This is a genomic window from Salimicrobium jeotgali, assembly GCF_001685435.2.
In the GTDB taxonomy this organism is placed as follows: Bacteria; Bacillota; Bacilli; order Bacillales; family Halobacillaceae; genus Salimicrobium; species Salimicrobium album.
In genome coordinates, this window is record NZ_CP011361.2 from 2,617,033 (window position 1) to 2,638,507 (window position 21,475).

Below are 21,475 nucleotides of genomic sequence, written 5' to 3' on the forward strand. Positions count from 1 at the left end.
CGTTCAAAAAATTGACGCATGGCATAAAACATTGTTCAGTTTTCAAAGATCTACTAAAAATCAAATGGTGGAGCCTAGCGGGATCGAACCGCTGACCTCCTGCGTGCAAAGCAGGCGCTCTCCCAGCTGAGCTAAGGCCCCGAAAAAATGGTCGGGAAGACAGGATTCGAACCTGCGACCCCTTGGTCCCAAACCAAGTGCTCTACCAAGCTGAGCTACTTCCCGTATGAGTGGTGCGCCCGAGAGGACTTGAACCCCTAACCTTCTGATCCGTAGTCAGACGCTCTATCCAATTGAGCTACGGGCGCATATGAATATGGTGCCGAGGGCCGGACTCGAACCGGCACGGTGGTAGACCCACCGCAGGATTTTAAGTCCTGTGCGTCTGCCAATTCCGCCACCCCGGCATGGCATTTTGCCGCTATCGCGACCGCACAAATAAATTAAGTAAAGAGCGGAAGACGGGATTCGAACCCGCGACCCCCACCTTGGCAAGGTGGTGTTCTACCGCTGAACTACTTCCGCAGCAAAATGCGGGTGGAGGGACTTGAACCCCCACGTCGTAAGACACTAGATCCTAAATCTAGCGCGTCTGCCAATTCCGCCACACCCGCATATGAACTATGAGCCATGGAGGGCTCGAACCTCCGACCCTCTGATTAAAAGTCAGATGCTCTACCAGCTGAGCTAATGGCTCATAAATATGAAATGGTGCCGGCCAGAGGACTTGAACCCCCAACCTACTGATTACAAATCAGTTGCTCTACCAATTGAGCTAGGCCGGCAAAATGGTGGAGGATGCAGGGCTCGAACCTGCGACCCCTTGCTTGTAAGGCAAGTGCTCTCCCAGCTGAGCTAATCCTCCAGATAAAGTTTGGCAGCGCCCTACTCTTGCGGGGGGTAACCCCGACTACCATCGGCGCGGAAGAACTTAACTTCTGTGTTCGGCATGGGAACAGGTGTGACCTCTTCGCTATTGCCACCAAACCTTTTTAAGGACAAAGATTATTATATTGTTCTTTCGAACAAATTTCAAGAGGTTTTTTGAAAAACCTTCAAAACTGGATAAGAAACATACGACCAACGTATAGAGAAGATCTCGATGGATTAGTATCCGTCTGCTGCACGTGTCGCCACGCTTCCACACCGGACCTATCAACCTCTTCGTCTCAGAGGCATCTCTGTAAAGGGAAATCTCATCTCAAGGGGGGCTTCATGCTTAGATGCTTTCAGCACTTATCCCGTCCACACGTAGCTACCCAGCAATGCTCCTGGCGGAACAACTGGTACACCAGCGGTGTGTCCATCCCGGTCCTCTCGTACTAAGGACAGCTCCTTTCAAATTTCCAACGCCCACGACGGATAGGGACCGAACTGTCTCACGACGTTCTGAACCCAGCTCGCGTACCGCTTTAATGGGCGAACAGCCCAACCCTTGGGACCGACTACAGCCCCAGGATGCGATGAGCCGACATCGAGGTGCCAAACCTCCCCGTCGATGTGGACTCTTGGGGGAGATAAGCCTGTTATCCCCGGGGTAGCTTTTATCCGTTGAGCGACGGCCCTTCCATGCGGTACCGCCGGATCACTAAGTCCGACTTTCGTCCCTGCTCGACTTGTAGGTCTCGCAGTCAAGCTCCCTTGTGCCTTTACACGCTGCGAATGATTTCCAACCATTCTGAGGGAACCTTTGAGCGCCTCCGTTACTTTTTGGGAGGCGACCGCCCCAGTCAAACTGCCCACCTGACACTGTCTCCGGACCGGATCACGGTCCTGGGTTAGAATGTCCGTACCGCCAGGGTGGTATCCCACGGGCGCCTCCACCGAAGCTTGCGCTCCGGTTTCGATGGCTCCCACCTATCCTGTACAAGCGATACCAACATTCAATATCAGGCTACAGTAAAGCTCCACGGGGTCTTTCCGTCCTGTCGCGGGTAATGCGCATCTTCACGCATCGTATAATTTCACCGGGTCTCTCGTTGAGACAGTGCCCAAGTCGTTGCACCTTTCGTGCGGGTCGGAACTTACCCGACAAGGAATTTCGCTACCTTAGGACCGTTATAGTTACGGCCGCCGTTTACTGGGGCTTCGGTTCAACGCTTCGCTTACGCTAACGCATCCCCTTAACCTTCCAGCACCGGGCAGGTGTCAGCCCCTATACTTCACCTTACGGTTTCGCAGAGACCTGTGTTTTTGGTAAACAGTCGCTTGGGCCTCTTCACTGCGGCTCCTCGGCAGAGGAGCACCCCTTCTCCCGAAGTTACGGGGTCATTTTGCCGAGTTCCTTAACGAGAGTTCTCCCGATCACCTTAGGATACTCTCCTCGCCTACCTGTGTTGGTTTGCGGTACGGGCACCCGCCATCCTCGCTAGAGGCTTTTCTTGGCAGTGTGAAATCAGGAGCTTCGATACTCATGTTCTCTCCCCATCACTGCTTGCACTTGCCGGACGGATTTGCCTATCCGACGCGCTCACAGCTTGGACGCACACATCCAATGGTGCGCTCTCCCTATCCTCCTGCGTCCCCCCGTTCGCTCGAACGGAGGCGGGTGGTACAGGAATCTCCACCTGTTGTCCATCGCCTACGCCTTTCGGCCTCGGCTTAGGTCCCGACTAACCCTGAGTGGACGAGCCTTCCTCAGGAACCCTTAGGCTTACGGTGAAAGAGATTCTCACTCTTTTTTCGCTACTTATACCGGCATTCTCACTTCCAGTCGCTCCACCAGTCCTCACGGTCTGACTTCACAGCTCCTGGAACGCTCTCCTACCACTTGCATCATCGATGCAAATCCGTAGCTTCGGTGGTGTGTTTAGCCCCGGTACATTTTCGGCGCAGCGTCACTCGACCAGTGAGCTATTACGCACTCTTTCAATGATAGCTGCTTCTAAGCTAACATCCTGGTTGTCTAAGCAACGCCACATCCTTTTCCACTTAACACACACTTAGGGACCTTAGCTGACGGTCTGGGCTGTTCCCCTCTTGACCATGAACCTTCTCACCCATGGTCTGACTCCTCGACGCGAGTCGCTGGCATTCGGAGTTTGACTGAACTCGGTAACCCGGTAGGGGCCCCTCATCCAATCAGTGCTCTACCTCCAGGACTCCTGGCCGAAGGCTAGCCCTAAAGCTATTTCGGAGAGAACCAGCTATCTCCGTGTTCGATTGGCATTTCACCCCTACCCACCCCTCATCCCCGTAATTTTCAACTTACGTGGGTTCGGGCCTCCAGTCAGTATTACCTGACCTTCACCCTGGAGATGGGTAGATCACACGGTTTCGGGTCTACGACCGTCTACTCGAGACGCCCTGTTCAGACTCGCTTTCGCTGCGGCTCCACACCTACGGTGTTTAACCTTGCAGCCGATCGTAACTCGCCGGTCCATTCTACAAAAGGTACGCCGTCACCCATTAACGGGCTCCGACTACTTGTAGGCACACGGTTTCAGGTTCTCTTTCACTCCCCTTCCGGGGTGCTTTTCACCTTTCCCTCACGGTACTGGTTCACTATCGGTTACCAGGGAGTATTTAGCCTTGGGAGATGGTCCTCCCGGATTCCGACGAAATTTCTCGTGTTTCGCCGTACTCAGGATCCACTCCGGAGGAGGGAGGATGTCGGCTACAGGGCTGTTACCTGCTATGGCTGGACGTTCCAGTCCGATTCGCCTATCCTCCCTCTTGGTAACTCCAAGGGAGTGTCCTACAACCCCAGAGAGCAAGCTCTCTGGTTTGGGCTGGTTCCGTTTCGCTCGCCGCTACTCGGGAAATCGCATTTGCTTTCCTCTCCTCCGGGTACTGAGATGTTTCAGTTCCCCGGGTCTACCTCCGACCACCTATGTATTCAGTGATCGGTACTGTCCCATAACGGACAGTGGGTTCCCCCATTCGGACATCTTCGGATCAACGCCTACTTACGGCTCCCCGAAGCATTTCGGTGTTTGTCCCGTCCTTCATCGGCTCCTGGTACCAAGGCATCCACCGTGCGCCCTTCATTTCTTCACTATACTAGTGAAAAGACGCTTCATTCTAAAATAAAGATCGATGTTGGTCCAGATCAATATCTTACGATATTGTCTGTTTGTTTCTTATCCAGTTTTCAAGGTTCAAAGAGAGCATAGATCTCTCAAAACTGAACATGTTTTAGCCATGCGCCGGAGCGCTCCATAAGAGCGCCCGGTTCGTGCGGATCCTTCCCGTAAGGGGAAAGACCCGTTCCTATCCTTAGAAAGGAGGTGATCCAGCCGCACCTTCCGATACGGCTACCTTGTTACGACTTCACCCCAATCATTGGCCCCACCTTCGACGGCTGGCTCCTGTAAAGGTTACCTCACCGGCTTCGGGTGTTGCCAACTCTCGTGGTGTGACGGGCGGTGTGTACAAGGCCCGGGAACGTATTCACCGCAGCATGCTGATCTGCGATTACTAGCGATTCCGGCTTCATGCAGGCGAGTTGCAGCCTGCAATCCGAACTGAGAATGGGTTTCTCGGATTGGCTACCCCTCGCGGGTTCGCTTCCGTTTGTCCCATCCATTGTAGCACGTGTGTAGCCCAGGTCATAAGGGGCATGATGATTTGACGTCATCCCCGCCTTCCTCCGGTTTGTCACCGGCAGTCACCTTAGAGTGCCCAACTGAATGCTGGCAACTAAGATTAGGGGTTGCGCTCGTTGCGGGACTTAACCCAACATCTCACGACACGAGCTGACGACAACCATGCACCACCTGTCACTTGGTCCCCGAAGGGAACCTTCCATCTCTGGAAGTAGCCAAGGATGTCAAGACCTGGTAAGGTTCTTCGCGTTGCTTCGAATTAAACCACATGCTCCACCGCTTGTGCGGGCCCCCGTCAATTCCTTTGAGTTTCAGCCTTGCGGCCGTACTCCCCAGGCGGAGTGCTTAATGCGTTAACTTCAGCACTAAGGGGTGGAAGCCCCCTAACACCTAGCACTCAGCGTTTACGGCGTGGACTACCAGGGTATCTAATCCTGTTTGCTACCCACGCTTTCGCACCTCAGCGTCAGAAACCGACCAGAGAGTCGCCTTCGCCACTGGTGTTCCTCCACATATCTACGCATTTCACCGCTACACGTGGAATTCCACTCTCCTCTTCAGTTCTCAAGTTCCCCAGTTTCCAATGGCCATCCGTGGTTGAGCCACGGGCTTTCACATCAGACTTAAGGAACCGCCTGCGTGCCCTTTACGCCCAATAATTCCGGACAACGCTTGCCCCCTACGTATTACCGCGGCTGCTGGCACGTAGTTAGCCGGGGCTTCCTCGTGAGGTACCGTCAAGGGACCGCTCTGTTCGCACGATCCTTGTTCTTCCCTCACAACAGAATTTTACGATCCGAAGACCTTCATCATTCACGCGGCGTTGCTCCGTCAGACTTTCGTCCATTGCGGAAGATTCCCTACTGCTGCCTCCCGTAGGAGTCTGGGCCGTGTCTCAGTCCCAGTGTGGCCGATCACCCTCTCAGGTCGGCTACGCATCGTCGCCTTGGTGAGCCGTTACCTCACCAACCAGCTAATGCGCCGCGGGCCCATCTGTAAGCGATAGCAAGAAGCCATCCTTTTACCATCGGTTCAGGAGAACCGTTGGGTTATCCGGCATTAGCCCCGGTTTCCCGGGGTTATTCCGGTCTTACAGGCAGGTTGCCCACGTGTTACTCACCCGTCCGCCGCTCGTTCCACGAGCATCCGCCCCGAAGGGCTTCTGCTCGCTTCCCGCGCTCGACTTGCATGTATTAGGCACGCCGCCAGCGTTCGTCCTGAGCCAGGATCAAACTCTCCATAAAAGAGATTGATTAGCTCAATCATAATTCGTTCAAAAAATTGACGCATGGCATAAAACATTGTTCAGTTTTCAAAGATCCATTACAGCGTCGCCTCAAAACAGCGACTTAATTAATATATCATGCTGAAGGTTTCCCGTCAACAACTTTATATATTTTTTTGTTTCGCATCGTCTGCCGTTCCCGGCTTTCTTAATGCGACAAATAATAATTTATCACGATTCAGAATCAGGTGCAATAGTTGTTTAATTAAAAGTTTTTTCTGAAAAACATTTGCAGGTATTTTAAGTAATAATAGAAAAACCGCCCCTCTGAAGGACGGTTTTTTTATAATCTTCACTTTTGCTTCATTTGTGGGAATAACAGAACATCACGAATAGAAGAAGAATTTGTCAAAAGCATTACGAGACGATCGACTCCTATGCCGAGACCGCCTGTCGGCGGCATCCCGTATTCCAGAGATTCGAGGAAATCTTCATCCATAAGGTGAGCTTCATCATTCCCGGCTTCTCTTTCCTCCACCTGGGCTTCAAACCTCTTCCGCTGATCTATCGGGTCATTCAGCTCGGAAAATGCGTTAGCGTGTTCCCTGCCGACGATGAACAGTTCGAAACGATCCGTAAAGCGTTTATCGTCCGGGTTCTGTTTTGCAAGTGGAGAAATTTCTACAGGATGACCGTATATGAAAGTAGGCTGAATAAGCTTCTCTTCGACTTTCTGTTCGAAGAATTCATTCATAATATGTCCGAATGCCATGTTTTTATCGATCTCCACTCCGTGTTTTTCAGCTAACTGACGGGCTTCATCATCCGACATCTCTTTCCGGAAATCTACACCTGTCTCTTCTTTGATGGCGTCCGCCATATGCAGTCGTGTCCATTTCGGTTCAAGGTCGATCTCCTGTTCCCCGTAAGCTATTTTACTTGTATTAAGAACGTCTTTTGCAATATGAGCTATCAGTTCTTCCGTGAGATCCATAATATCGCGGTAATCTCCGAAAGCTTCATACAGCTCAAGCATTGTGAACTCGGGGTTATGGCGTGTGGATACTCCTTCATTACGGAAGACGCGTCCGATTTCGTAAACTTTTTCCAGGCCGCCCACGATAAGGCGCTTCAAGTGAAGTTCAATGGCGATCCTCATATATAGCTCCGTATCAAGAGCATTGTGGTGAGTTACGAACGGACGTGCTGCCGCTCCGCCAGGAATACCGTGCATCATAGGTGTCTCTACTTCGAGGAAGCCGAGACCATCGAGATAACGGCGCATCGACTGGATGATTTTACTCCGGGTAATAAACGTTTCTTTACTCGAAGGATTCGTAATAAGATCCAGGTAGCGCTGACGATAACGCTGTTCCACATCTTTCAGACCATGGAACTTCTCCGGGAGGGGACGCAGGGATTTCGTCAGCATATGGAACTTCTGTGCTTTGACGGATAGTTCGCCGACGTTCGTTTTGAACATAACACCCTCCACCCCGACGATATCTCCCATGTCCGCCGATTTGAAAAGCTCATAATTCTCTTCTCCGATTTCATCTTTCCGGACATAAAGCTGAATCTGACCACTTAAGTCCTGGATGTGAGCGAAACCCGTTTTCCCCTTGCCGCGTTTTGTCATAATTCTCCCCGCAACGACAGCCGGCACCTGTTTCTCTTCAAGCTCCTCTTTCGTAACCTCTTCATATGACTCGTGCAGATCCTGAGCTAAATGCGTACGCTCGAACTTGTCTCCAAAAGGGTCGATCCCCTGTTCTCTATAGCTGTTCATTTTGTCGAGACGTACCTGCATATATTCATTCATCTCATCAGCCATGTTTCTCACTCCGTTCTATGTTTGATTTCACCGCTTCAAAATAGAATACTGCCAGCAAATCACACACTGGCAGTATCATACTATTGAATAGTATAGAAAAGACCATCCCGGGTGTCAACGGTTTGAGCGCTTTTCACCGGGCTGTACTAAAGCCTGCAGTCCACCTTTCTCACTGCCTTCCACTCTTGTTCCGATAATCTTTCCACCAGCTCCTCTACGCTTTTCCCGTCATTGGGGATGATGAGCTTTTTTTCGACATCCGCCAGAGGGATGAGGGCAAAAGCCCGCTCATGCAGATGAGGGTGCGGCAAAACGAGACGATCGGTGTTGATTTCTTTCCGGTTGAAAGCCAGTATATCAAGGTCTATCGTCCTTGGGCCCCACTTCACAAGACGTTCTCTTCCAAGCTCCAGCTCAATATTCTGGCACACATCAAGAAGCTCCAGCGGTTCAAGGGAAGTGCTGAGCATAATTACCATGTTAAGAAAATCTTCCTGTTCCACGTACCCGACCGGATCCGTCTCGTAAAGTGCAGAGAACCGCTCCACCTTTACAGAAGGGTGCTCCCCGAGAAGGCGGATCGCTTCCTGAAAATATGTTTTCCGCGGGTCAATGTTTGAACCCAGGGCTACGTAAGCTGTATTCATCAGTCACGACTCCGGTATATCTCAATGGACACCGAATCATAATGTCCCGGAATCGGAGGATGCAGTTTGTTCACTCTCACCTGGCAGGCTTCAAGCATCGCGAACTCTGCAAACAGTTTGTCGGCTATTTCCTCGGCTACAGTTTCAACAAGGTTTCTCGCAGGACCTTCCACGATTTCTTTCGTAACTTCATGTACCGCTCCGTAATCGATCGACTTCGAAACGTCGTCCGTTGATGCCGCTTCTTTCAATTCAGCTTCCAACTGCAAATCTACCGTGAAATGCTGCCCCAGTTTATTCTCCTCCGGAAAAACCCCGTGGTATCCGTAAAACTTCATGTTGTTCAAATATATTTTATCCATTCCACTCACCTCTTCCCATCATTGCGTCCATCATTTTCGTCATTCGTACGATTTCTTTCACGTCGTGCACTCTTACGATACCCACGCCCTGGGTAATGCCGTAACATACGGTCGCTCCGGTACCTTCCATACGGTCTTCGGTCTCCGTGTTCAGCACGCTGCCGATAAAACGTTTCCTGGAACTTCCGAGAAGGAGCGGGTAACCCAGCTCTTTGAATTCTTTTAAGTGACGCATCGCCACCATGTTATCCTGCATCGTCTTCGCAAAACCGATGCCCGGGTCCAGAATAATATCCGCTTCCGGTACCCCTCTGCCCCGTGCGATTTCCACACTCTCCAGAAGATCCGCTTTCATATCTTCAATGAGAGATGAGTAGTTACGCTCCTCCCGGTTGTGCATAAGGATAATCGGTACCCCGCAGGCAGCAGCAACTTCGGCAATACGAGGATCACGCTTCGCTCCCCAGACATCGTTGATAATATCGGCACCTGCTTCGATCGCCTGCCTGGCCACCTCCGCTTTGTACGTATCAATAGAAATAGGAACGGTGATCTCTTTTCGTACTTCACGTATTATCGGAACAATCCTTTCAATCTCTTCCTGTTCCGAAACAGGCTCATGTCCCGGTCTTGTCGACTCCCCGCCGATATCTATAATGGAAGCACCATCTGACACCATTTGTACCGCATGTTCTACGGCATGGGAAACATCATTGAAACGGCCCCCGTCCGAAAAGGAATCGGGAGTGGCATTCAGAATACCCATCACCAGGGTCTCTTCATCCAAGTCATACGTTCGTCGTCCAATCCGTATGTTATTCATTTTCACCCACCTGACTTTTGTCGTTTTCTATACCGATAATAACCGATTCTTTTCAAAAATAAAACTGCACCCTTTTAAGGATGCAGTTACATTATTCGTCATCGAACTGATACAGCGGTGTCGAAAGGTAACGTTCTCCGTTACTTGGAATGATTGCAAGTACTTTCTTCCCTTTTCCTAGCCGTTTCGCCACTTGTTTGGCTGCATAAATAGCGGCCCCGGAGGAAATTCCTCCCAGTACACCATCTTTACGCGCTGCTGCTCGCGCTTCTTCAAATGACTGATCCGTCGTCACCTGGATAACTTCGGAATATATATCCGTATCGAGAATGGACGGGATAAAACCGGCTCCGAGTCCCTGGATTTTGTGAGGACCCGGCTCTCCCCCGGAGAGGATAGGGCTGTCTTCCGGTTCGACAGCTACTATTTCGATATCTTTGTATTTCTCTTTCAACACTCGGCCCGCACCTGAAATAGTACCTCCTGTACCGATTCCTGCAACGAACGCGTCCAGTTCTTCACCCATCTGTTCCACTATTTCAGGTCCTGTCGTGTTTGCGTGCACTTCCACGTTTGCCTGGTTATCAAATTGCTGAGGCATAAAATACCCGTGGCTTTCACTAAGTTCAGAAGCTTTTCTTATAGCTCCCTTCATTCCTTCTGCGCCGGGGGTAAGTATAAGTTCTGCCCCGTAGGCTCTCAAGAGGTTCCGCCGTTCCTGGCTCATCGTATCAGGCATGACAAGTTTCGTCTTATACCCTTTCGCAGCCGCGATCATCGCAATACCAATACCAGTGTTTCCACTCGTAGGTTCGACAATCACGTCCCCGTCTTTCAGGTTACCTTCCTGTTCGGCCGCCTCGATCATGGCGAGCGCTATTCTGTCTTTGACCGAACTCCCGGGGTTCATATATTCCAGTTTAAGATAAATATCGGCATGGCCTTCTTCAGCGCTGCCGTTCAGCTTAACTACAGGGGTTTTTCCAACGAGCTCCGTAATGTCATTAGCTATCCTCATTCGACCACTCCTAATTCCTAGCATTTTAATAGGGTTTGATACTAATATAAAGAAAAACAGGGAAAATGTCAATTACAACGAAAAGCGGAAGCGTCCGATTAGAAATGAGGGCATAAGCAGACCGGTCACGTGAGAGGTGACTTTTCCTTTCACTGATCCGTGCTGCTTGTGACATGAATTTCTGGACGCTGGAGCTGGACAACGAAAAGCGTAAACTTCCGGGTAGAAGCGCTGGCGTAAGCAGGAGGCTTACTTTTCGGGTGACTTCTCCCGAAAATAAGTGTACTGCTTAGGACATGAGCTTCTGGGTGGTGCAGCTAGCCAAGAAAAGCGGAACCACCCGGTTAGAAGTTCCCGAAATAAAAAACGGACCGGCTTCTGCCGGTCCGTAGTCGTACTTATATCTTTTAAGAAGTGGACTGAAGACTTTTCAGATCCTGCTCATCAAGCTGGTACACTTCGTTGCAGAAATGGCAAGTAGCTTCCGCGCCTCCATCTTCTTCTATCATACGGTCGATTTCTTCGTCTCCGAGACTGGCGATGGCTGTCTCGATTCTTTCTCTGGAACAATGGCATTCGAAAGCCACAGGCAGGGAATCAAGAACCTTCACATTTTCCGTACCGAGAATGGTGTTCAGAACTTCTTCCGGAGTTTTACCTTCGTTAACCAGTGTGGACACCGACTTCATTTCAGTAAGTCTCCGTTCGATCTCACTGATCGTCTCCTCCGAAGCTCCGGGCATCATCTGAATGATAAAACCTCCCGAAGCACTGATCGTATAATCGGTATCCACCAGTACACCGGCCCCTACAGCCGAAGGAACCTGTTCGGAATTGGTGAAGTAATACGTGAAGTCTTCAGCTATTTCCCCGGAAATAATCGGCACTTGACCTGTGAAGTAATCCTTCAGACCAAGATCTTTGACTACGCTGATCGAACCGCTGTCTCCTACAGCTCTGGCCACGTCGAGCTTTCCATGCTCATTGGAATCGAAGTCCACGTGAGGGTTTTGAATGTACCCGCGCACATTCCCTGTAGATGCAGCGTCCACAATAATCGCTCCGGCCGGACCGTTACCTTCGACCTTAATCGTCATTTTGTCGTCGCCTTTCATCATCGCTCCCATCATGGAACCGATGGTAAGCGTACGGCCGAGCGCTGCCGATGTAGTAGCCCATGCATCGTGACGGCGTCTCGCCTCTTCCACCATGTCCGTAGACTGTATAGCATACGCACGTACCTGACCTTCAAAAGCCGTTGCCCGAATTAAATGATCTTTCATGTTGTACCTCCTTGAAATATATCCTTATCCTTATTTCTCTGGTAAATGACGTTCAATCCTTTTAAAGTCAAAAACGGATCGACGTGTTCTACCGTCCGTGATTCATTCGCAATCAGATCAGCCAGCCCTCCCGTAGCAATAACGGAAGGGGCCTCCCCGTTCGCTTCCTTCATCCTGCGTACGACTTCGTCCACCTGTCCTACATACCCGTAGAAAACACCGGACTGCATCGCTTCCACCGTTGACTGACCTACGACTTCCCCCGGCTGTTTGATTTCTATTTTAGGAAGCTTCGCCGCTTTTGCGTACAGGGCTTCCATGGAAATATTGATACCCGGCGCAATCGCTCCTCCGGCATACCGGTTTTCTCCGTCGATGTAACAGTACGTGGTAGCCGTACCAAAATCGATGATGATGGCCGGAGTCTTATAATCATGGATGGCTCCGACAGCGTTCACGATCCGGTCCGCCCCGATTTCAGCAGGGTTCGGGTAAGCCATGTCCAATCCTTCTTCCACTTCTTCCGTCCCGATAACGATGGGCTTACGGTGAAAGTATTTCTCTGCCACCCGTTCAAGCGAGTGCATAATAGGAGGGACCACGGAAGAAATAGTGACACCCTTAATATCCGAAAACGACAGACCTTCATAAGCAAACAGTGACTGGATGAGCATCCCGTATTCATCTTCCGTTTTGTGACGATCGGTCTTGATCCGCCAATGATATTTTAATACATCTTCCTTAAAAACACCTAACACCGTGTTTGTGTTCCCTACGTCGAGTACAAAATTCATAGAAACAGCCCCCATACCTTCGTATCGTACTTCATCTGGATTTATAATATCATAATTTCTCACCCGTTGCCGAAAGAAGGGAGCTGTACCGCAATGGCACAGCTCCCCCGAAACTCCCAACATTTATTAACGCTTATCTTCGTCGTCTGTCTGAGTCCGATCAGCATTATCATCTGTTTTTTCTGTTTCTTCTTCCGTCTCTTCAGAAGAGGCATTTTCCTTATCTGCAGATGGCGCACTGGATTTCAATTCGTCACTTTCTTCCAGGGAAGAAGATTCGTGAATAGTAGAGTTGTTCTTTTGAGCCAGCTCTTCCAGTTCTTCTTCCGTAGGCATACGGCCTTCCTCAAACAGGTACTTGATTTCTGTAGCATCGAGCGTTTCTACTTCGAGAAGCGTCTGAGCCATCAGTTCAAGCTTATCTTTATGCTCTGTGAGGATCTGCTTGGCACGATCATAACAGTAATTGATGAAGTTCTGAACTTCTCTGTCAATTTCAAAAGCAATTTGATCACTGTAGTTCTGTTCGTTCTGAATGTCCCGGCCGAGGAATACCTGGCCGCCCTGACTGGAACCGAACTGGAGCGGTCCGAGTTTTTCACTCATGCCGTACTCCGTGACCATGCTACGGGCAATGCTCGTAGCACGCTGGAAGTCGTTATGGGCGCCGGTACTGACTTCACCGAACATAACCTCTTCTGCTACCCGGCCACCGAGCAGCCCGGTAATTTTATCGAAGAGTTCCGGTTTAGTCATGAAGTAGCGGTCTTCTCTCGGAAGCATTACAGCATAACCACCGGCCTGACCACGCGGAACAATTGTAACTTTGTGGACCATGTCCGCATCATCCAGCACCATACCGATAACAGTGTGACCACTTTCGTGATGGGCAACGATATCGCGTTCTTTCTTCGAGATGACCCGGCTCTTCTTGGCAGGACCTGCGATTACGCGGTCGATCGCTTCATCGATATCCGCCATTTCAATCTTATCTTTATCCGTTCGTGCCGCTACAAGAGCTGCCTCGTTAAGGAGGTTTTCAAGATCGGCACCGGAGAACCCTGGTGTACGAAGAGCGATCGTCTTCAGATCCACATCCGTACTAAGAGGTTTCTCCCGGACGTGTACTGCAAGTACAGCTTCACGACCTTTTACATCCGGACGGTTAACCGTGATCTGACGGTCAAAACGTCCTGGACGAAGCAGGGCAGGGTCAAGGATATCCGGACGGTTGGTAGCTGCAATCATGATGATTCCTTCATTGGCTCCGAACCCGTCCATTTCCACAAGCAGCTGGTTCAACGTCTGCTCACGCTCATCGTGACCACCGCCAAGACCGGCGCCACGCTGACGTCCCACTGCGTCCATCTCGTCGATAAAGATGATACACGGAGCGTTCTTCTTCGCGTTTTCGAAGAGATCACGGACACGTGATGCACCGACACCGACAAACATTTCAACGAAGTCGGAACCACTGATGGAGAAGAAAGGTACGCCTGCTTCTCCGGCTACGGCACGGGCAAGAAGAGTCTTACCTGTACCAGGAGGCCCCATGAGGAGCACCCCTTTTGGAATACGGGCGCCGACCTGGGCGAATTTACGCGGATCTTTAAGGAAATCGACGACCTCCACAAGTTCCTGTTTCTCTTCATCGGCGCCTGCGACGTCTTTAAAGCGGACTTTCTGCTTGTCATCGCTGTACATTTTCGCTTTACTTTTACCCATGTTCATGACCTTGCCGCCACCGCCCTGAGACTGATTCAGCAGGAAGAAGAACAGAATGAAGATAATGACAAAAGGAATGATTCCTGTAAGGAACGTCACCCATGCACTAGGCTCTTCTTCTTCTTCTACGTTCAGAATGCTCTGGCCGGTCGCTGTTTCTGTCACCTGGGAAATGAACTGTTCGTTCGCAGGGAGATGTACACTGAAGGAGTTGTCTTCTCCTTCCCCTTCCAGCTGACCTTTAGCAACATATACGTTGTTGACAGGCTGTAAGGTTAATTCCTGTATTTCACCATTATCAAGTCTATCTAAAAACTGGTTCACAGAAAGTGTTTCCTGTGGCTCACCTTGACCTCGGAACAGGCTTAATATGCCAATTACAACGAGGAAGATAAGTAAGTAAAAAATTGTATTTCTGAATATCCGATTCATTGCCTACCTCCTCCTGTGAGAGAAAACTATAGTAAATAGTATCACATTAAATTCTTTTCCTACAAATAATTACTACTGAAAGTCAGTCGTTTTTCCCACTGTATATTTCCGGTTTCAAAACACCGATGTACGGCAGGTTTCTGTATTTTTCGTTGTAATCCAGTCCGTACCCTACCACAAACTCATCCGGGACTTCAAAACCGACAGTGTCCGCTTTGATCTGAGCATACCGTCCCGCAGGCTTGTCGAGCAGCGTCACGATTTTTATGGAGTTCGCTTTCCTGTATTTAAACAGGTCCACCAGATAGTTGAGGGTGCGGCCACTGTCAATGATATCTTCTATGATAAGAAGGTCCCGGCCTTCCACCTGCGTATCGAGGTCTTTCTCGATTTTGACTTCTCCTGTGGAACGCATACCTGCGTAACTGGACACGTCCATAAAGTCCATTTCCAGATGGATATCCATGCGCTTCACAAGGTCGGACATGAAAGGCATAGCTCCTTTCAGTACGCAAATCGCCAATGGGAAGCTATTTTCATATTCACGGGAAAGTTCCCCGCCTATTTCACTGCATTTGTTCTGTATTTCCTCTTCGGAAATCAAAATACGTTCTATTTCGTTATGCATCCTCGTTCCTCCTACCAGCTCTGTTGTAAGTCACTCGGATCAGGGAACCCGTAGTCTGTTCCACTGCCGCTTTTTTTATTCGGGGAATCCATAGAACAGTACCATCACTGTCTGTAACGACCGGCCAATCTTCCCTTTCTCTCAAGGGAACTTTGCAATCGATGAAAATGTCTTTTATCTTTTTCGTCCCCTTCATTCCTGCAGGCTTCATTCGATCTCCATCCCGGCGGGTTCTGACAATCAGAGGGAAACTCACGTGAGATTCATCACATATAAATTCGTTCGGAGATACCTCTTCCGCTCCGGTTACGAAGTCGGCTGCCAGTCCGTCTCCTCCGGGAAGAAGAACGGATTCACCGGGCTGGAGCTCCAGCCGATAGGAGGCAGGCTCCGGGTCTTCAAATGTGAACAGAATCTTGTCGTATTCTCTGATAATATGAAGGTCTTTCGGAAAATTCAGGGTACTGTTTGCCCGATCACCATCCATTAACCGTAAAAACAAATCTTCATGAACATAAGTGATATTTTCTGTCTGTCCATTGTACAGATAGTTCAATATTAGATGAAAGGCTCTTCTTTGTAAAGCAATCGGATAACGTTGCAGAGAACTGATAGCAGCTTCCACTCTCCCTTCAGAAAAGGAGAGCTCCTTCATGACTTCAGACGCTTTCTCCAGAAGAAACGTTTCATCTTCTATCCTTCGTTCACTGTAGGCTTGAATATGGGTGTGAAGCTTCGGGTTCTGTTCCTTCAAAAAAGGGATAAGTCGATGGCGAAAGGCGTTTCTCGTATACACCGTTTCTTCATTGGAAGGGTCATATCGCGGTGAGAGCCCTGCATCCCGACAGTAGTCTTCCAGTTCTTCTTTCCTCATCTCCAGCAGCGGCCGAATAATCTGTCCGCCGGCGAATTTTCTCGTAACCGGCATGCCTGTTACTCCGGAGGGGCTCGCGCCACGGGTCAGCTGCATGAACAGCGTCTCCACCTGATCGTCTCCGTGGTGGCCGAGGGCCAGACTGTCTGCTTCATATGTATACATCACTTCCGCAAGTGCTTTATAGCGAAGAATGCGGGCCGCTTCCTGGGTCCCCATACTGTTCTTTTTCATGTAGCTGCCGACATCCAGGGTAATCTTCTCCACGGGAAGGTGGAGACGTTCACATATTTCCGCTACGTAAGCCACGTCTTCCCGGGACTCCTCTCCTCTGAGACCATGATCGATGGAAGCCGGGATTACCGTCAGTGACAGAGATTGTTTCAACTCAGAAAGGTAGTGCAGCAGTGCAAGAGAGTCCGGACCTCCGGAGATTGCGGCGACTATCGTATCTCCTTCTTTGATAAGTCCGTGCCTTTGTACGAAAGTATCCACCTTCTTCATATCTTCATCCCCCATCTGTCGCCCTTTTATGTTATCACTGGACGTTATTCCGCACAAGAAAAGCGGGGAGTTCCTGAGAAAAAAATCCCTCGCTCCAGTTCAATATTTAGTCACTTTCCTTTTCCCGGGAAAATGAAGACATTCGCGGTGAAAAAATATCCCATACCCGTTGACAGTCTTTTCAGGATTGTGTATTATAATCCTTGTGCTTAAAACAACGGCGGCGTAGCTCAGCTGGCTAGAGCGTACGGTTCATACCCGTGAGGTCGTGGGTTCGATTCCCTCCGCCGCCATTTGCGGCCCGTTGGTCAAGCGGTTAAGACACCGCCCTTTCACGGCGGTAACACGGGTTCGAGTCCCGTACGGGTCATACTACAGACCGTTTTCCATCCGGAAGACGGTTTTTTTGTTGCATAAAAAAAGAGCGGAGTCAGGAGCTATACCTGGTTTTCCGCTCTTTTTGATTTAATCTGAGATTGAGCCTCTTTTTCTGCAACATTCATCGATTGTTATAGACAGCAAGCTACCCTCTCTTAGAGCCGCGGCCTCCGCGTTTCGATTCTGTATGCTTTTTCAGTGACGTCAAACGCTCATCACTATCTTTCATGAAGCGGTTCATCTTTTGTTCAAAAGATTCTTCCGGCTTCCGGGGCTTTTGAGGCTGTGTACGTTTCGGTGTTTCTTTCGCCTTTTTAATGGAGAGGCCTATCTTGCCATCGTCTCCTACATTAATGACTTTTACCTGTACTTCATCCCCACGACTTAAATGTTCGTTGATATCCTTCACATAGTTGTCGGCGACTTCACTGATGTGAACGAGACCAGTCTGTCCCTCCGGAAGCTCTACGAACGCTCCAAAATTAGTGATACCAGTAACCTTACCCTGTAACTTGCTGCCTACTTCAATGGCCATAAAAAAAATGCTCCTCCTTAAAATTTCGATAAAAGAATTTCCTATCTTATTATATATATGCTTTTAAAAAAGTGTCAATATGAAGGTTCTTCATTGGGAATTTTAAAGATAATTTCTCCTTCTTTGGAGAAGAAGTAATTACTTCTGGCAATCTCAAGAACGTATTCTTCCTGCTGGAGGAGTTCTTTCTCTTCCTTAAGGTCCGATTCTTTATCTTCCAGACTGGCCATCTCTTCCTGCAATTGTTCATACTCCGCTTCTTTTTCAGCGTATACCATACGTTGTTGGACATGATAAACAGCGAGTGAGCTCGTTATAATCAGCATGAGCAAACCAAATAAAGCCAGACGGCGGAACAAACGCTTCTTTTTTCTTCTTTGCCGCTCTACATGTGCTTCATACTGATCCATGTATGTAGAGTCCAACCGTGTAACCGATTTCTTTTCACTCATTGTTTTACAAGCCTCCTTACACTCATTATACATGTTTTTATTGAAATGTAACCTATAAATCCCGTGAATCTCCTACTATCTTTTCACGTTTTCACTAAAAAGCTGATATTCTTCAGCTCCTCCGACATCTAAGCGCAGCGGACGGGATCAATCCTTATTGATCGCTTCTTCATTTTTGATTTCATAAAGGTCGGCAGCTTCGTCTTTACGTACAGTCTCTTTCAGTTCTTTCACTTCGATAGTCAAAAGTTTCTGCCCGAACTGGATATACAGTTCGTCCCCGACTTTCAGTTTGCTCGCAGCCTTTCCGGGCTGACCGTTGATTTTAATTCTGCCCTGATCGGCTACTTCTTTAGCCAGGGTTCTCCGTTTAATCAGACGGGCGTTTTTCAAAAATTTATCAAGTCTCATTCCGTAGTCCTCTCCTTCTCTTTAGCTTTCTGCCACCAATCTTCCAACTGTTCAAGAGACATTTCTTCCAGCTTTTCATTCCCAAGTTCCGCTTCTTTTTCAAGAAAAGCGAAGCGTCTGCGGAATTTTCTGTTCGTCTCCTGGAGCGCAAGTTCTGCATCAATCCGGTCGTGTCTTGCGAGGTTTGCAATGGTGAAAAGGAAGTCGCCCAGTTCCTTCTCCCGTTCACGCTGAGAATCAGCCGACGTATACTCCTCCCACTCTTCTTTCATTTTATCAAGAACCATAGATTTGTCATCCCAGTCGAAACCGACTTTGGACGCTTTCTTCTGAAGATCGATCGCCTGAAGAAGAGCCGGAGCGTGGGTCATCACCCCGTCGAGAAGCGAATCACGGCGAGCGTTTTGCGACTCCTTCTGCTTGATGGCTTCCCAGTTACGGCTGATTTCCTCTTCATTCATGTCTGCTTCACCGAATACGTGCGGATGGCGTCTGATCATTTTATCCGTCACTGCCCGGATGACGTCGTCAACTGTGAAGTACCCTTCATCCTCGCCGATCTGACTGTGAAGCATCACCTGCAGCAGCACATCCCCCAGCTCGTCTGCCAGGTGTTCGTCATCCTCTTCGTCGATGGCTTCAATAACCTCGTAAGCTTCTTCAATAAGATATTTTTTCAGGGAGGTGTGCGTCTGTTTCCGGTCCCACGGGCATCCGCCGGGGCCCCGGAGGCGACGGATAACGGCGCGCAGCTCCTGGAACTGATGACTCAGTATTTCCCCTGAAGCCGGCGGGACGTAGACACTTGTGAGGTTGTCCACCTCCACGGTACGGTCAAGATCGGCGAGCTCCACAGTTTCCACACGTTCCCTGTCGCTTCCGGCTGCCGTTACGATCGTCACCGGATAGTCTGCCGGAAGATCTTCAAGTAAAACAAGTTTCACTTCGGAAGCAATCATTGCATCGTACACCTGACAGAACAGAGTATGCTGCCGGTACGTCAGCCCTTCCCTTTCAAAGCCGGTGGCATCTATGAACTGGAATCCTTCCACCGGGTCTATTTTCAGAGTGCGGAAGGTATCATCGAGGAAACTCTGTCCTCCTTCGACTTCCACCTCGAGCTCCCCGTTCTCCAGAAGAAGTTGAACCGTCTTCTCTGCGACCATCGGATGACCAGGGACCGTGTAGTAGATGTCCCGGTCCCGGGCTTTTTCGATCAGCTCCTCCGTAATTGTTCCATAAACGTTTTCAAAGGAATCGAAACGTTCATAAACGTCATCAAAACTTATGAACCGGACGCCTTCCACCTGCAAATCACGTACAGCCGGATGGTCCAGCGTTCGGGTGAACACACTATTCTCTTCCGATACCAGTTTCCGGTACGTGCCGACCGAGAGCTGAGAGAGATCCCCAGCTCCGAGTCCGATAATCCGTATTTTCCCCATACTATCCGTTCTCCTTTATGAACCATTTTCTAAACTGTGCCGGCAGGGCCTCCGCAGGCAGGACCCTGAACTGCCGAAGAAGCAGAGCATACACGATAGCCCCGCCGCCTGAAGCTGCAAGTACCCAGGGAAGAAGCAGAAGCCTGCCCTCCGGGATGTAGAGCCACTTTAACGCGAGTACGAAAAGGCTCATACCGGCAAGAGCAGGTAACATACGACCCCACTTCCACGTAAACAGCCTGCTGTTCAACTTCTTTTTCAGTAAAAAAAGATTACCGGAAGCGGCAACGCTCACGGCTGCGACAGAAGCGACCGCCGCCCCATAAGTTCCGAACTCCGGAATTAATACTACGTTCAAGCCCGCTTTCACTATTAAGCCGCCACCGATTAAAGCTGCCGTCCATGCAGCGTAGCCAAGTCCCTGCAGAGCGGAAGCGGCGGTCAGGGCAAGCGACACCAGAATCACCATCACCATCTGTACCCGGAGCACCCCGGTGCCGGACTCGTCCTGAAAAAACAACCTGTTTATTTCCGGAAACAGAAGCAGCAGTCCGACACTCGCGGCGGTGCTGATAACCAGAGTGAGCGCCATTGCCTGACGGACCGGTTCCACGGATTGTTCCGAGCGCACGATGGCCGGCAATATGGATAATGCGAGCGAGGAGGCAAGAACAGTAACGAGCTGGATAAGCGGCTGAGCCCTGTCGTAGATCCCCTTCCATTCCCTCGCTTCCGTTACAGAAATACCGTGGTCCTCGAGGAGGAGAGGGACGAACGTAAAGGCATCGGTCAGCTGCAAAAGCAGAAGCATCATGTAATTCACGCTGATCAGCACGCTGTAGAACAGCACCTGTTTTACGTAAGGAAAAGAAGAAACGGCAGCAGGTAACTGCTCCTGTAACTCTCTCTTCTTCCATTTCACAAAAAGATAACCTGTCGCCGCGACCATGCCCGTTATAACCGCCGCAGCGGTCCCGGTTCCGATAAAATAGACGCTTCCGGTCACGTAGACGATGGTGCTTACAATCAGAATGCCCGCCACCCGTAAAAATTGTTCCAGGATCTGGGATACAGCAGGGGTCTTCATATCCTCTTCTCCCTGAAACGCGCCCCGCAACAGTGCGAGAAACGGGACGAAAAGAAAGACGAGGAACGATGCCTTAAGAGAACTTATTAGATTCCGGTCATCCATCAGCCCGGCGAGGGATGCGGCACTTACAAAGCCTGCACCCGCAAGCAGCCAGAAAAACACCGAGAGGCAGAGGAAGACCGGTAAATAGAACGAAGCTGCCGTAAGCTTCCTGTTCTCGGCCACCACACGGGAGACCGCCGCCGGCACCCCCTGGAGCGCAAAAATTATTCCTATTCCGACAATTGGATATATTTGCTGATATACATAAAAACCGATATCGCCCCCCAGGTTCTGCAGAGGAATGCGATAACCGGCACTCAATATTTTTCCTGTAAGACCGGCCAGCATCAGCCAGGCCGTCCCTTGCAACCAACTATTTTTCATATGGAAACCTTTCAACTATAAAATAATACTCCCATTATATCA

15 protein-coding genes, 11 tRNA genes and 3 rRNA genes are annotated in these 21,475 nt (G+C 49.9%); 2 read left to right on the forward strand and 27 right to left on the reverse strand.

The annotated features are described in order from the left end of the window. Positions 1-65 precede the first annotated feature (65 nt). The 22 genes from AAV35_RS13370 to tilS form a co-directional block, all read right to left on the reverse strand. A tRNA-Ala gene (locus AAV35_RS13370) sits at positions 66-141 on the reverse strand. Between the two features lie 7 nt (positions 142-148). Beyond that, positions 149-225: transfer RNA gene (locus AAV35_RS13375), tRNA-Pro, on the reverse strand. 6 nt (positions 226-231) lie between these two features. Beyond that, a tRNA-Arg gene (locus AAV35_RS13380) sits at positions 232-308 on the reverse strand. A 9-nt stretch (positions 309-317) separates the two neighbouring features. Beyond that, positions 318-407, reverse strand: a tRNA-Leu gene (locus AAV35_RS13385). A 46-nt stretch (positions 408-453) separates the two neighbouring features. After that, positions 454-525, reverse strand: a tRNA-Gly gene (locus tag AAV35_RS13390). 7 nt (positions 526-532) lie between these two features. Further along, a tRNA-Leu gene (locus AAV35_RS13395) sits at positions 533-614 on the reverse strand. A gap of 10 nt (positions 615-624) precedes the next feature. Continuing rightward, positions 625-697 (reverse strand) — tRNA-Lys (locus tag AAV35_RS13400). A 12-nt stretch (positions 698-709) separates the two neighbouring features. Further along, positions 710-785, reverse strand: a tRNA-Thr gene (locus AAV35_RS13405). A gap of 4 nt (positions 786-789) precedes the next feature. Continuing rightward, a tRNA-Val gene (locus AAV35_RS13410) sits at positions 790-865 on the reverse strand. Positions 866-872: 7 nt separating this feature from the next. Beyond that, positions 873-987, reverse strand: a 5S ribosomal RNA gene (rrf, locus tag AAV35_RS13415). Positions 988-1,087: 100 nt separating this feature from the next. Next, positions 1,088-3,999: ribosomal RNA gene (locus tag AAV35_RS13420) — 23S ribosomal RNA — on the reverse strand. A gap of 223 nt (positions 4,000-4,222) precedes the next feature. Continuing rightward, positions 4,223-5,791: ribosomal RNA gene (locus AAV35_RS13425) — 16S ribosomal RNA — on the reverse strand. Together the 16S, 23S and 5S rRNA genes with 9 tRNA genes alongside form the textbook arrangement of a ribosomal RNA operon. Positions 5,792-6,124: 333 nt before the next feature. Beyond that, positions 6,125-7,606, reverse strand: a complete 1,482-nt coding sequence (gene lysS, locus AAV35_RS13435; RefSeq protein WP_008591417.1) for a lysine--tRNA ligase — start codon at positions 7,604-7,606, stop codon at positions 6,125-6,127. A gap of 146 nt (positions 7,607-7,752) precedes the next feature. After that, positions 7,753-8,253, reverse strand: coding sequence for a 2-amino-4-hydroxy-6-hydroxymethyldihydropteridine diphosphokinase (gene folK, locus AAV35_RS13440; protein WP_008591415.1), 501 nt, complete (start codon positions 8,251-8,253; stop codon positions 7,753-7,755). After that, positions 8,253-8,615, reverse strand: coding sequence for a dihydroneopterin aldolase (folB, locus tag AAV35_RS13445; RefSeq protein WP_008591412.1), 363 nt, complete (start codon positions 8,613-8,615; stop codon positions 8,253-8,255). Before folB ends, folK begins: the two co-directional genes overlap by 1 nt. Continuing rightward, positions 8,608-9,438, reverse strand: a complete 831-nt coding sequence (gene folP / locus AAV35_RS13450) for a dihydropteroate synthase (RefSeq protein WP_052034758.1) — start codon at positions 9,436-9,438, stop codon at positions 8,608-8,610. The genes folB and folP overlap by 8 nt, the downstream gene beginning before the upstream one ends. 91 nt (positions 9,439-9,529) lie before the next feature. Further along, on the reverse strand, positions 9,530-10,456 hold the full coding sequence (gene cysK, locus AAV35_RS13455) for a cysteine synthase A (RefSeq protein ID WP_008591409.1): 927 nt from the start codon (positions 10,454-10,456) through the stop codon (positions 9,530-9,532). A 407-nt stretch (positions 10,457-10,863) separates the two neighbouring features. Beyond that, entirely contained in the window at positions 10,864-11,739 is an 876-nt protein-coding gene (gene hslO / locus AAV35_RS13460; protein ID WP_008591407.1) for an Hsp33 family molecular chaperone HslO, read from the reverse strand. Then, positions 11,736-12,533, reverse strand: a complete 798-nt coding sequence (locus tag AAV35_RS13465; RefSeq protein WP_008591405.1) for a type III pantothenate kinase — start codon at positions 12,531-12,533, stop codon at positions 11,736-11,738. The genes hslO and AAV35_RS13465 overlap by 4 nt, the downstream gene beginning before the upstream one ends. A 126-nt stretch (positions 12,534-12,659) precedes the next feature. Then, positions 12,660-14,690, reverse strand: coding sequence for an ATP-dependent zinc metalloprotease FtsH (gene ftsH / locus AAV35_RS13470; RefSeq protein WP_008591402.1), 2,031 nt, complete (start codon positions 14,688-14,690; stop codon positions 12,660-12,662). Between the two features lie 82 nt (positions 14,691-14,772). Continuing rightward, the gene (gene hpt / locus AAV35_RS13475; RefSeq protein WP_008591399.1) at positions 14,773-15,318 is read right to left on the reverse strand and encodes a hypoxanthine phosphoribosyltransferase; all 546 of its coding nucleotides are present in this window, start codon (positions 15,316-15,318) and stop codon (positions 14,773-14,775) included. Continuing rightward, positions 15,311-16,696: a tRNA lysidine(34) synthetase TilS gene (gene tilS / locus AAV35_RS13480; RefSeq protein WP_040609645.1), complete on the reverse strand. Its 1,386-nt coding sequence runs from the start codon at positions 16,694-16,696 to the stop codon at positions 15,311-15,313. Before tilS ends, hpt begins: the two co-directional genes overlap by 8 nt. A 219-nt stretch (positions 16,697-16,915) precedes the next feature. Between tilS and AAV35_RS13485 the strand changes: the two genes are divergently transcribed. After that, a tRNA-Met gene (locus AAV35_RS13485) sits at positions 16,916-16,989 on the forward strand. 5 nt (positions 16,990-16,994) lie between these two features. Continuing rightward, positions 16,995-17,066 (forward strand) — tRNA-Glu (locus AAV35_RS13490). 153 nt (positions 17,067-17,219) lie between these two features. Here the strand turns inward: AAV35_RS13490 and AAV35_RS13495 are convergent. From AAV35_RS13495 to AAV35_RS13515, 5 genes are all read right to left on the reverse strand, one after another. Beyond that, complete coding sequence (locus AAV35_RS13495; protein WP_008591394.1) at positions 17,220-17,609, reverse strand: S1 domain-containing RNA-binding protein; 390 nt, start codon at positions 17,607-17,609, stop codon at positions 17,220-17,222. A gap of 74 nt (positions 17,610-17,683) precedes the next feature. Further along, positions 17,684-18,061 (reverse strand): FtsB family cell division protein, encoded by a 378-nt coding sequence (locus tag AAV35_RS13500; protein ID WP_008591393.1) that lies wholly within the window; start codon positions 18,059-18,061, stop codon positions 17,684-17,686. Positions 18,062-18,208: 147 nt separating this feature from the next. After that, on the reverse strand, positions 18,209-18,472 hold the full coding sequence (locus AAV35_RS13505) for an RNA-binding S4 domain-containing protein (protein ID WP_008591391.1): 264 nt from the start codon (positions 18,470-18,472) through the stop codon (positions 18,209-18,211). Continuing rightward, positions 18,469-19,917, reverse strand: a complete 1,449-nt coding sequence (gene yabN, locus AAV35_RS13510) for a bifunctional methyltransferase/pyrophosphohydrolase YabN (RefSeq protein ID WP_008591388.1) — start codon at positions 19,915-19,917, stop codon at positions 18,469-18,471. Before yabN ends, AAV35_RS13505 begins: the two co-directional genes overlap by 4 nt. A gap of 1 nt (position 19,918) precedes the next feature. Further along, on the reverse strand, positions 19,919-21,433 hold the full coding sequence (locus AAV35_RS13515; RefSeq protein ID WP_040609643.1) for a putative polysaccharide biosynthesis protein: 1,515 nt from the start codon (positions 21,431-21,433) through the stop codon (positions 19,919-19,921). Positions 21,434-21,475 lie beyond the last annotated feature (42 nt).